We start from the raw sequence: 10,482 nt of genomic DNA, 5'->3' as shown, positions 1-10,482 counted from the left end.
ATTCCGGTGGATTTGTTATTACCTGATCGTATGAAAAGGAAGTTGCGAACCCAAAAAGGACGGGCAAAATATGCCTTGCGAAAACAAACAGTTGAGCCTGTTTTTGGCCAAATTAAGGAAGCCCGGGGTTTTCGAAGATTTCTTCTCCGCGGGCTCGACTTGGTGCGCGGAGAATGGGTCCTTCTATGCCTTACGCACAACATTTTGAAGCTATTTGGAAATAAAAAGAAGTTGGCTTGGTAAATAGTTAAAGGGGCACCTCATTCTGCTTAAAATTTTTATATAAATTCATATGAATTTGTTTTAAGGCCCCTAACCACAGTTTTTTAAAGTATCAATTCTTAGACAGGCTGCTAGCTCAGTACCGCCTTCAAAAAGCATATGATCACCTTAAATCAGCAGAAATACTATTAGATGCCGGCATGTATAACGATTCCCTAGGACGATCTTATTACGCCATGTTTAATGCAGCCAGGGCGCTTTTAGCTCTAAAACAACTTGATAGCAAAAAACATAGCGGGGTAATATCTCTGTTCAACCAACACTTTGTAAAGTCTGGTATAATTAACCGTACGGCTGGTAGAGACTTAAATAAGGCTAGGGTAAGGCGAGAATCATCTGATTACGCAGATTTTTATTTAGTCAGTAAAGAAGAAACATATACCCAGTTGGAAACGGCAAAAAGATTTTTAAAGATTGTTAAATTAGCCATAGAAAAATGGCAATAATTACTTTAACAAACTTTAAGCCTGACCCCCTTCTTCATCCAGGGCCTGGATGAACTGTTTCCACGCCTTTTCAGTAACGGCGCGCTTTCCCTCCACGGTTTCTTTTTTGCGGGCTTTTCTAAGGGCGGCTCTGGCAAGGGGGTTATCCTTTATGTATTCGGGTAGATCCATAGGAATTTCATTTCTGTCCTCGGAGGCCAGGTCGATCATGTGATCTGTTTCTTCATCTGATAAAAGCAATATTTTAGCTATTTCCTCCAGTTTATGCAAGCTGGGTGGATTTCTCCTGCCCTTTTCTATATCACTCCAGTAAGCGGGCGAAAAATCCAACAGTTCCGCCATTTTTCTAAGCGTGATATCCTTAGCCTTCCTTTTTGCCGTAACAAATGAACCGAATTTATTGGGAGACACTATGATTCACCCCCTTTACCAAGGGCTACCTCGTTCATTGAATGAACCTGTTATTACTTCTCTCATTTATGCATGTATGCTCTTACGCTTACAACATATTACAAGATAGCCCTTTTGTCAAGGGATAAATGCAACAGCCATTCTCAACAGGGCATGAATTGCAGCTGCGCCTCAGGCGACATCTAACTTATCCAATTATCTCAATAATGGGGTTAGTTTAATAAACTTTAAGCCTGGTCCCTTTTATTATTTTCTTTTAAATACCCGTTTTCAATCAACCAGTGCCGCAACATACTATAGCGGATATGACCGGGGTTTCCACGTTCCGCACCCACGGCAGAATTGATATTTTGGTGCAGGGTTTTGAGTGTGACCACATCGTCGGTGATCAAAATTTTTTCCAGCGACTCGGCGGTTAGCGTAGATGGGGGTGGGGGATTATCCGATTCCGTGTCATGGGTCTTGCCCGGCCACGCAGGTAGTTCTACAATGCCCAGCACTTCCCGAGCCGCAAGACAGGCCAACTGTTTGAGCACGTTAAACTTTGTGGTTGGCTTTAATCTATGCAAAGCTTTTTGCTCCAGTTGGCGAATGCGTTCCCGCGTCACGCCCTCAATTTCCCCAATCTGAGCTAAAGTACGAGGCGCTTCTCCCTCTAGCCCATACCGTGCGGAAAGAATGGAATACAGGCGCATCCCACCAGCGATAGTGACAAAACAGCAACGGATACCAAAAACCATCATTCGCAAAAACTCAGCCAATTTTTCCGTTTTAATGAATTCCAACTGCGCCGCATCCAAATAATCCGCCAAAAGGGCGCTAATACGAATATTTTCCCCATATACATCGGCCAGCAGCCTGTTAATACCGTAAAGCTGCCTTTTAGTATCCATCCAAATCAGCACCCCCTATTCCTTATCCATGATTTAATATAATGGCTCTGCCATTGGCCCCCTGGGGTTATTTAAGAACAGGAAATTTAAGAAAACCTATGAGTGCATCTTTGCCCTCTTCCGATCCGAATATAAATAAATAATCGTTGGTCCGGTTTATCCTTTTTATTTTCACCAAACCTACTCCCCTCCGGTGGGTTCTATTAGCCTTATTATACCAGATTTGAAAGGCAGGCTAAATTATTGAATAATTATGGTACAGAAATGGAGATGGCAGTGGTTAGTGGCGATTTAAATTGTTAAAGTTTATTGTGACCAGGGAAATAGTTATCCAGATAATAAGGTACCCAATTGCAACCACATCACCCCCGGCCCCAAATATCCCCGGGCGCGGTATTTTTCCGCCCACCCTCTACAATCTGCCGGATCTGCTCAACGTCCACATCCGATTGTCTGGCCACCACCATGGTCAGCAGGGTGATGGATTTTTCCAAATCCCTGATCAGCGGCTCCAGCCGCACCAGGAGATACCCGGCCACCACCATGGGAAAACCGTAATTGGACGCCAGTTGGGCCATTTCCTCCATTGGATCGCCTCCTTTTTGGTTTGGGAATGTTTGGGGGATATTAACCACGCAGTTTATTTAACCAGCCGATGGGGGTGATTTGGCACCGCCCCACCGGCTGGTTACTTTAATAAACTTTAAGCCTGCCCCCCGTAGAGAACGCTAACCGTCCGATCAACGATTTGGGCACTATGCTTGGATACCAGATCGCCGCCGCTGGTGTTGAAGATGTTTTTGGCGATGATCTCGTCCATGGCGGATACCACTTCGGCTTCGGTGAGGTCGTCCCTGGGATTATCCAGGGAGATGGTGGTCCTGGTGCCCGCCTGGGTGACAAAGGTCATTTGCAGTGTTTGGGTTGCTGCCATACCGGCACCTCCTTTCTCCGGCCAAATTTTAGCTAACCTGCGTCACCGGCCGGCCAGCGGCCGGTGAATTACTATACTTCCTCCAGTATGGCGCTGTCCACACGCTGCACTGCCACCAAGGGGTACTCCTGCAGCTGCACCAGGGCCTGGGCCACGTCGAAAATGTCCTGATCCTGGGCCTCGGTTTTTACGTTGCTGAGGCTCTTGGTGCGGTAGATGGGATCACCGTCACCGTCCACCCCGGTCTGGAACTGCATCCGTAATGCTGTGCCGCTGGGGATTTTATCAACCGCCATTTATTTCACCTCCTTTCCAGGGTGCCTGGTAAAATTGAGCTCTGGCATTTGGTTTATTGCCTTCACTTATTAGCCAACGGGCAGGGTGGTTTGGTAACCGCCATTAGATAAAAAATTTTCTCAGCTTGTCCAGCACCCTCTGATGCCTTTTCACCACGGCCACGTGGGAAACATTGTTTTCCCGGGCCACCTCCCTCACGGTACGGTTTTCATAATACAGCGCCCGGATCAGCTCCCGCTCCCCGGGTTCCAGCGCCGCCAGGGCCCTTTGCAGCGCCAGGCGGGTGGTTTTGTGGCAAACAATATCCTCGGTGGTTTGCCGGCCGGCAAAGTCCACCCCCTGCTCCAATAACCGGTCGATGGAATCCTCTTTACTGGGCACGAAAACCGCAGTTTCGCCGGCGGGGTCGACCTGGATGCGCCCCACCTTGATATCCCTTTCCATGTACCTCTGGCGCCGGGCCAGGCGGTAATACTCCCGGTAAACCTCCTCACTCACGGGCACCAATTCCCGGCCGACTTTGATAACTCTGTTCATTTGCGGGCTCCTCCTTTTTGGTCCCGGGGAGGAGCCGAAACCGAAAAAGGACAAAAAAAATAGCCGGATAACCGCTAAATGTTTAGCGATCATCCGGCTATGGGGTAGCTCCTGGTATCGGCTCCGCCGCTCGGTATGAATTACACTTTTTTAGTTGTCACGCGATTGTTCTTCACTGCCAAATTGATGATGCTGGCGCACCGGGGACACTTTATTTCAAACACAGCGTCCCTGCCCCAAACCATGTCCAATAACCTTGTATTGGGGCAAACCGGGCACTTTATTTTTATGGCCATAACACTGCTCACCTCCTTCATCTTGGCCTTGTATGCATACTGGCGTACATGGTTGATAAAAAAATAACCGGTTAGTTAACGAACAAAGTTACTTTATAAAACTTTAAGCCTGACCCCCCTGATCTGGGCCGCCTGCCTGGATACTTGAAAAAACTGGGCCAAATCATTAATAATTGCCTGCCGGGTGATATCTTCACCCAAAATTTCGGAAAAGCTGCAACCATCGAACAAATCCCCTGCATCGTACATGGCCCTGAATTCCAGCGCCTTTCTTTTAAACATCTCCGCCGGCATTAAAATGGCCGCCGCCAGGTTATCGGCCTGCCATTCCATCCATTCCTCGGGAGTTCTGGGCCTGCATACCCTTTCCCGGGGACAGCGGCAAGCCCCGGCCAGCTGCCCGTTCCGGGGGGAAAGCATTAAAAACCTGATCCGGTGCCTGTCCCAGTGCACCATTTCATGGGCAATGGTGAACCGCTCCCGGCCCCTGTTCCCCGCTTCGGTGAGACTGCTTTCCACCAGCATGGTTCCCGCTTCGTAGTGCTGCCAGGTATACCGGCCTGTTTCCTGGTGGTAAAGCTGAACATTTCCACCGGTGAATATCATCATGCCCAGGGTGCTGCCGTCTTCAGCGATATGCACATAATCAATATCCAGGTTCATTTCGAGCTCCGCAATTTCCTCCACGGGAACCGGCATGGGTTCCACCAGAGCCCGGGGGCAGTATTTCAGCAGAAACTTTGCCGCTTCCCGGTCCATATCCTTTCCACTGATAACGGGCACATAGTCCTTGTCCAGTATCATTGCTGGCTTTTCACCTTCCCTCCAAACAACAGTTTGGTTAAACCTGCTATTATTATAAGGGAACATAGGTTTGGTGTCAATAGAATTTTTTGGCCTATTTTACCAACCTGCCAGCTACCCAATACACCACAAGCCCAACGCCTGCCCCGGCACTATCAATGATCAGTACTGGGCAAAGGCTTCTTCCCAATCCTGTTCTTTAAAACCAATCAGTACTTTTTCACCGTTAGTCAAAATAGGGCGCTTAACCAGCATACCGTCGGAGGCCAGAAAATTGTATAAGTCATCATCCTTTGCGGTCTTGATAATATCTTTTAAACCAAGTTCCTTGTATTTAGCCCCCCTGGTATTAAATAACTTTTTTATATCCAAGCCACTTTTTTTATGCAAATCAATAATTTCTTCCCGGGTAGGCCGCTCCTTCACAATATGACGAGTCTGATAGGTGATGCCTTTTTTATCAAGCCAAGCCTTGGCCTTTTTAACAGTACCTCAACTGGGATATTCAAACAAAAGCCACGACACGTTTCTCCCTCCGTTTGCAAATTATTAGCTTTAATTATTATTTCTCATTATTAACGGTCGACCAAACAGGCTGTAGTTATTATACCAGTACCGGTGCAATCTGTAGCCGGGTTATTTCATCTTTTCTCCCGGTTTCGTAAGGTTCTCTGTATAAGGAACGATTGCATCAAAATCTCCTCCTGGCTTTAATCTACGTAAAGCTTTTTGCTCTGTTTTATGGTCATTATATATAGCAACTTTCGTTCAGGCAATAAAGTCAACTTTTGGACTTTTTAGTTTAGCTAAAACACCTGACCCCCAATACACACCCCTGACAATACCGAATTTTTCATGACAATCCGGGGAGAAGGTTTTTAGGATCAATTTAGTGATGGGGGATTAATTATAATTGTTTTCTACCCAAAAATTGGTTACAATGATACCGGGGTGATACTAGATGTTAGATAGCATTCAACTGGCTGGTTTTAAGTCGATTAAGAAGATGGATTTGGAATTCAGTTCATTAAATGTGTTGATAGGAGCCAATGGTGCCGGTAAGTCTAACCTCATCGGTTTTTTTCAGCTGTTAAACTATTTAATGACCGGTAGTCTGCAACTGTATATTGCTGAAAATGGGTATGCCGATGCTCTTTTACATTTTGGGGCCAAACAAACGCCGCAGATGAGTGCAACTTTAAAATTTAGTACTCCGGCAGGCCAGAATATATATCATATGCGGCTGGTTAGTGCAGCGCAGGATACATTGATATTTGCTGATGAGGCTATCTCTTTTACTAGAAGTGGTTCAGACAGTGAAGCACCGTTAGTTTCCCTAGGATCCGGGCACCGGGAAAGCAAGTTAGCCGGTGATGATCTTAACATTAGTGGTGACATGAAATTTGCCTGTAACCGGAAAACGGCTGAGGTCATTAAGAAAATTATGCAACGGTGGCGAGTTTACCATTTCCATGATACGTCGAAAGAAGCCAGAATTAAGAAACAAGCTTACCTTCACGATAATGTCTACTTAAAAGATGATGGCGGTAATTTGGCAGCTTTTCTTTACTCTATGAAGCATAACCACAAACCTCATTATGATCGGATAGTTAAAGTTATACAATCTACTGCCCCTTTTTTCGGTGATTTCGTTTTGGAACCAAATGCACTAAATCCTAATTACATTATGTTGAACTGGAGAGAGCGGGGTAAATCCAACGTATTTGGGCCACACCAATTATCTGATGGTACTTTAAGGTTTATGGCTATGACAACATTGCTATTGCAACCCAAGTTACCAGAAGCAATAATTATCGATGAGCCTGAACTGGGACTTCACCCCTATGCAATTGGTATATTGGCAGAAATAATGAAAATGGTCTCCCGAGATACCCAAATTATCATTTCAACCCAATCGGTCAGCTTGGTTGATCATTTTGAGCCGAAGCACATCATTGTGGTAGACCGTGTTAAAGAACAGTCTGTATTTAAGAAGCTGAATGAAAAGGAATTAAGTCACTGGTTGGAAAGCTACACCATAGGAGAATTATGGGAGAAGAACGTGCTGGGAGGTAGGCCGGCATGGATATAATAAGGTTGAATGTTGTAGTAGAAGGACAGACGGAAGAGACCTTTGTGAGTGAAGTTCTGGCCCCACATTTGGCGATGAAAGGAGTTTTTGCTGTAGCCCGGGCTGTGGCCACCAGCAGGACGAAGACTTATGTTTATCGTGGTGGCGTTACTACCTACGCTAAGATTCGCAATGATATAATCAATTGGATTAAGCAAGACCCTAGCAGTTATATCACTACAATGTTTGATTTGTATGGTTTACCGAAAGATTTCCCTGGTAAGGATAGTTTGCTACCGAATATTAACTGTTACGATAAAGTGTCCATACTGGAAAAAGCTTTTGCTCAAGATATTAATTATCAACGATTTATTCCTTATTTGCAGCTCCATGAATTTGAGACACTACTGTTTGCAGAGTTGGATAAACTAAAATTTTATTATGTCCAAGGTAAGGATGCGGCAATAAGACGGCTTAAAGATACGGTCAAAGGTATTGCTCCGGAGTTGATAAATGATGGTGTAAACACTGCTCCGTCAAAAAGTATCATCAAAGAAATACCAGAGTACAAAGATGGCAAGAGAGTAGTTGGTCCTTTGATTGTGGGACAGATTGGATTACCGGCCTTGAAACAAGCTTGTCCCCATTTTAACGAATGGATCAAGGAGATTGAATTTTTAAGTCAGAGATGATTTGAAAGGATGATTAGCATGAAAACACAGGGATCACTGGAAGCTTTCACTGATGCTTGACACTCAAGATCGGGAAAACTGCATGGCGGGCCTCTCGCCGAAAGAGATCGCTATCGGGCACCGTGTTGATGAAAACTACACGGAACATCCATTTATCCCTTGATGCACACAGAACATCACCGGCTGCTGCAATATCGTCTGCGGCAAAATAGGGCCAGGGGGCAAAGGGCATTGTGCGCACAGATGTTCCCCCGTCAATAGCAAGTTTAGTCAATATGTATCACTCCACAAATTTTTGCTTAAAAATTATCATTGAATCACATAGATTGTGAATTTTTCTGGAGATATTCATGAAGACCCAATAACAACTTATCCGCATAATACAGTTAGTTTAATAAACTTTAAGCCTGACCATAGGTAGTTGTTGGGAATGGCGCAAGGGATTGACCCTTTTTAGGAAATTTCGGAAGATCGGTTAGGCCTTACGGAATTTTCCTCGAGCATAGGCATGAATAAAACACCTCAATTGAGATGCCATTATGGATTTTAATATTTAATCAACAATTTTTGTGTTTGATAATTGCAATTCTATATTACGTCCACCATACATTATTCTTACTATTGCAACCGTCTTTTCTTCTTCAATTACTGTATAAAATACAAGATAGCTATCTACTGGAAGAACTCTCAAACCCTTACTGTGCCATGGTTCGTCCAGGTAGAGTTTATGCCGCAAGGGCAATTCATTCAGGCCTTTAATTGCATTCATAATTCTATCGATTTGCTTTTTCGCAGTTTCCGGCACTAATAAATTCATTGCAATATACCTGTAAATATTTATAAGATCCTGCTCTGATTCTTCGGTATAAATAATTTTATAACTCATGCCCATATTCCCTATTGATACGCTCGGCTACCTTATCCGCAGATACAACTCTTCCTGCCCTTAAATCATTAAACCCTTTTTCAATTTCATTGTTAAACTCTTCAGGTGTTAAATCCTCAATTGCAAGAGGTTTATTATGTGTGATTTTAACTTCAAACGGTAGCCCATTTTGCAAAACAACCTGTCTTAAAAAAATATTAATAGCACTTGACATAGGTATGCCAAGTTTATTTAACACCATTTCTGCTTGTTCTTTTATTTCCGGCTCAACACGAGCAAAAATACTTGTAGTTTTCGACATACATATCGCCTCCTTCTTGGTATTTATATTTTACTATTTTGTATTGCGATATGCAATATATTCGCAGTTGTTGGGAATGGCGCATGCCAGGCCCAACAACTACCCGAGCATTGACATCTATGTTTGGGTGCATGCATTGCATCCAATTATCTAGATAACACAGTAAGCTTAAACAAGTTTAAGCCTTTTCCCATATTTCCTTATTATTGATGGTAAGCATGCCACCCTCGCCACCGGTGGTCATAATTTTATCCTGGCAAAAGGAAAAGGCGGCAACATCTACCCAGGGACCCCACCGGTCGCCCTTTATAAGTGCTCCATAAGCCTGGGCACAATCCTCGATAACAAAAAGCCCCTTTGCCCGGGCCAGTTTAAGGATGGGTACATATCACAGGGCCATCCCGCGAGATGCACGGCGATAATAGCCCTGGTCCTGGGTGTAACACACTTTGCAATGGTTTCGGCGGTGATATTCTGGCTAACGGGATCCACATCGGCCATCACCGGAGTGGCTCCCCGCATTACGGCACAACTGGCCGAAGCAATGAAGGTACGGCTGGTTACAATAACTTCATCGCCGGGGCCTATGCCCAGGGCATAAAGGGCCAGCTCCAGGACCACGGTTCCGTTGGCCAGGGCCAACCGGTAAAGGCGGCAAACTCTCTTTCAAATTCCCGCCCCTCCTTCCCCGGTCCAGTAGTTCACCTTGCCGGATTTTAAAACGTCACCGGCCGCTGTAATCTCGTCTGCGGCAAAAAATGGCCAGGGGGCAAAGGGCATTGCACGCACGGGTGTTCCCCCGTCAATGGCAAGTTTAGATAATATGTAATCACTCCACAATTTTTTACTTAAAAAATTATTAATGAATCACATAGATCGTGAATTTTTCTGGAGATATTAATGAAGGCCCAATAACAACTTATCCGAATAATACAGTTAGTTTAGTAAACTTTAAGCCTGACCCCAAACTTACTACCATATTAATAATCTCCGAAAGCAACTGAGAAAAACGGACCGTGCTCTATTACTAACCCGTCGTCTCGAAGACGGCGTAGAGATTCTTTAATAAACTTTTCATTATTTTCCAATCCTTTTTCTTTCAGGTCTGATGATATCTCTCTTAAAGTAAATGGCCCTTTTTTTGATAAAACTAGATTAGTAAATTTATACGTTGGGTTATTCGTTATTAATGGCATTCTTCAATCTCTCCTTTTCTTTTAGTTACAAATATTGAATTAGTGCATTAAAATATTTCGTGTTAGAATATACCTGCTTTACAGCTTTCCAAAGACCAGATATATCTAATGGCAACACTCCGCCATTGTACTCATTCTCTTTCTCGGGATTTCCCAAATAACTCCTTGCCAAGCCGACTATTGCCTTTTCAAGAAGATAATCCGTTTTTATGACACGGTGATGATATATAACATACTTATAAAGTAGCCATCTACGATTAAAAAAGTCCTCAACAGTACTTAAGGTTCTAATATCTGGGCAAAAAAGAAAATGACCATTCATTATAATAAGCCTCATGGATCTAATCAATCTGTCATATTCAATACGTCCATAATTAAATCCGGAGTTTTCCAAATCCCTGGTCACATAATCAAGCCGGTCGCAATCTATAGACCC

The 10,482-nt window shown here is 44.2% G+C and carries 20 protein-coding genes and 1 pseudogene; 4 read left to right on the top strand and 17 right to left on the bottom strand.

Translation table 11 applies throughout. The annotated features are described in order from the left end of the window. Both LX24_RS14490 and LX24_RS14485 read left to right on the top strand, forming a co-directional pair. Positions 1-243, top strand: a 243-nt coding sequence (locus LX24_RS14490) for a transposase (protein ID WP_243131774.1), incomplete at its 5' end; no start/stop codon positions are given. Positions 244-296: 53 nt separating this feature from the next. Continuing rightward, complete coding sequence (locus tag LX24_RS14485; RefSeq protein WP_341473583.1) at positions 297-728, top strand: HEPN domain-containing protein; 432 nt, start codon at positions 297-299, stop codon at positions 726-728. A gap of 15 nt (positions 729-743) precedes the next feature. Here LX24_RS14485 and LX24_RS14480 read toward each other — a convergent pair whose 3' ends face one another. The 9 genes from LX24_RS14480 to LX24_RS14440 all read right to left on the bottom strand — a co-directional run bounded on the left by LX24_RS14480 (position 744) and on the right by LX24_RS14440 (position 5,425). Further along, complete coding sequence (locus tag LX24_RS14480) at positions 744-1,139, bottom strand: helix-turn-helix domain-containing protein (protein WP_166512840.1); 396 nt, start codon at positions 1,137-1,139, stop codon at positions 744-746. Positions 1,140-1,366: 227 nt separating this feature from the next. Beyond that, the gene (locus tag LX24_RS14475) at positions 1,367-2,032 is read right to left on the bottom strand and encodes a sigma factor-like helix-turn-helix DNA-binding protein (protein WP_166512839.1); all 666 of its coding nucleotides are present in this window, start codon (positions 2,030-2,032) and stop codon (positions 1,367-1,369) included. 362 nt (positions 2,033-2,394) lie between these two features. Continuing rightward, complete coding sequence (locus LX24_RS14470) at positions 2,395-2,619, bottom strand: YvrJ family protein (protein WP_166512838.1); 225 nt, start codon at positions 2,617-2,619, stop codon at positions 2,395-2,397. 116 nt (positions 2,620-2,735) lie between these two features. Further along, entirely contained in the window at positions 2,736-2,966 is a 231-nt protein-coding gene (locus tag LX24_RS14465) for a DUF2922 domain-containing protein (protein ID WP_166512837.1), read from the bottom strand. A gap of 71 nt (positions 2,967-3,037) precedes the next feature. Beyond that, on the bottom strand, positions 3,038-3,262 hold the full coding sequence (locus LX24_RS14460; protein ID WP_166512836.1) for a DUF1659 domain-containing protein: 225 nt from the start codon (positions 3,260-3,262) through the stop codon (positions 3,038-3,040). A gap of 103 nt (positions 3,263-3,365) precedes the next feature. Next, the gene (locus LX24_RS14455; protein WP_166512835.1) at positions 3,366-3,800 is read right to left on the bottom strand and encodes a sigma-70 family RNA polymerase sigma factor; all 435 of its coding nucleotides are present in this window, start codon (positions 3,798-3,800) and stop codon (positions 3,366-3,368) included. Between the two features lie 140 nt (positions 3,801-3,940). After that, positions 3,941-4,096 carry a hypothetical protein gene (locus LX24_RS14450; protein WP_166512834.1) on the bottom strand — a complete coding sequence of 52 codons (156 nt, stop codon included), beginning with the start codon at positions 4,094-4,096 and terminating at the stop codon, positions 3,941-3,943. 93 nt (positions 4,097-4,189) lie between these two features. Continuing rightward, a complete protein-coding gene (locus tag LX24_RS14445; protein ID WP_166512833.1) occupies positions 4,190-4,900 on the bottom strand; it encodes an ImmA/IrrE family metallo-endopeptidase in 711 nt (236 codons plus the stop codon). Positions 4,901-5,062: 162 nt separating this feature from the next. Further along, a complete protein-coding gene (locus LX24_RS14440) occupies positions 5,063-5,425 on the bottom strand; it encodes a Spx/MgsR family RNA polymerase-binding regulatory protein (protein WP_166512832.1) in 363 nt (120 codons plus the stop codon). A 436-nt stretch (positions 5,426-5,861) separates the two neighbouring features. On the opposite strand from LX24_RS14440, the gene LX24_RS14435 reads away from it, so the two are divergent. Together LX24_RS14435 and LX24_RS14430 are read left to right on the top strand one after the other, a co-directional pair. Further along, entirely contained in the window at positions 5,862-6,992 is a 1,131-nt protein-coding gene (locus tag LX24_RS14435; RefSeq protein ID WP_166512831.1) for an AAA family ATPase, read from the top strand. After that, complete coding sequence (locus LX24_RS14430; protein ID WP_166512830.1) at positions 6,983-7,663, top strand: DUF4276 family protein; 681 nt, start codon at positions 6,983-6,985, stop codon at positions 7,661-7,663. The genes LX24_RS14435 and LX24_RS14430 overlap by 10 nt, the downstream gene beginning before the upstream one ends. Before the next feature lie 46 nt (positions 7,664-7,709). Here LX24_RS14430 and LX24_RS14425 read toward each other — a convergent pair whose 3' ends face one another. From LX24_RS14425 to LX24_RS14865, 8 genes and pseudogenes are all read right to left on the bottom strand, one after another. Continuing rightward, positions 7,710-7,937, bottom strand: coding sequence for a hypothetical protein (locus LX24_RS14425; RefSeq protein ID WP_166512829.1), 228 nt, complete (start codon positions 7,935-7,937; stop codon positions 7,710-7,712). 279 nt (positions 7,938-8,216) lie between these two features. Continuing rightward, positions 8,217-8,549 carry a type II toxin-antitoxin system RelE/ParE family toxin gene (locus LX24_RS14420; RefSeq protein ID WP_166512828.1) on the bottom strand — a complete coding sequence of 111 codons (333 nt, stop codon included), beginning with the start codon at positions 8,547-8,549 and terminating at the stop codon, positions 8,217-8,219. Then, positions 8,539-8,850: a type II toxin-antitoxin system RelB/DinJ family antitoxin gene (locus LX24_RS14415; protein WP_166512827.1), complete on the bottom strand. Its 312-nt coding sequence runs from the start codon at positions 8,848-8,850 to the stop codon at positions 8,539-8,541. Before LX24_RS14415 ends, LX24_RS14420 begins: the two co-directional genes overlap by 11 nt. Positions 8,851-9,028: 178 nt before the next feature. Next, positions 9,029-9,193: a DegT/DnrJ/EryC1/StrS family aminotransferase gene (locus LX24_RS15240; protein ID WP_279233238.1), complete on the bottom strand. Its 165-nt coding sequence runs from the start codon at positions 9,191-9,193 to the stop codon at positions 9,029-9,031. Continuing rightward, positions 9,157-9,492, bottom strand: coding sequence for a DegT/DnrJ/EryC1/StrS family aminotransferase (locus LX24_RS15235; RefSeq protein WP_279233237.1), 336 nt, complete (start codon positions 9,490-9,492; stop codon positions 9,157-9,159). Before LX24_RS15235 ends, LX24_RS15240 begins: the two co-directional genes overlap by 37 nt. Positions 9,493-9,516: 24 nt before the next feature. Further along, positions 9,517-9,639: a hypothetical protein gene (locus LX24_RS15230; protein ID WP_279233236.1), complete on the bottom strand. Its 123-nt coding sequence runs from the start codon at positions 9,637-9,639 to the stop codon at positions 9,517-9,519. Positions 9,640-9,830: 191 nt separating this feature from the next. After that, complete coding sequence (locus tag LX24_RS14405) at positions 9,831-10,046, bottom strand: hypothetical protein (protein ID WP_166512826.1); 216 nt, start codon at positions 10,044-10,046, stop codon at positions 9,831-9,833. Positions 10,047-10,071: 25 nt separating this feature from the next. Beyond that, positions 10,072-10,482 (bottom strand): annotated as a pseudogene (locus LX24_RS14865) (hypothetical protein); the annotation flags it as partial.

The sequence above is a fragment of the Desulfallas thermosapovorans DSM 6562 genome (assembly GCF_008124625.1).
Classification (GTDB): Bacteria; Bacillota; Desulfotomaculia; order Desulfotomaculales; family Desulfallaceae; genus Sporotomaculum; species Sporotomaculum thermosapovorans.
The sequence above is the reverse complement of the archived record's forward strand: the minus strand, read 5'-3'. Positions and strand labels throughout refer to the sequence as shown.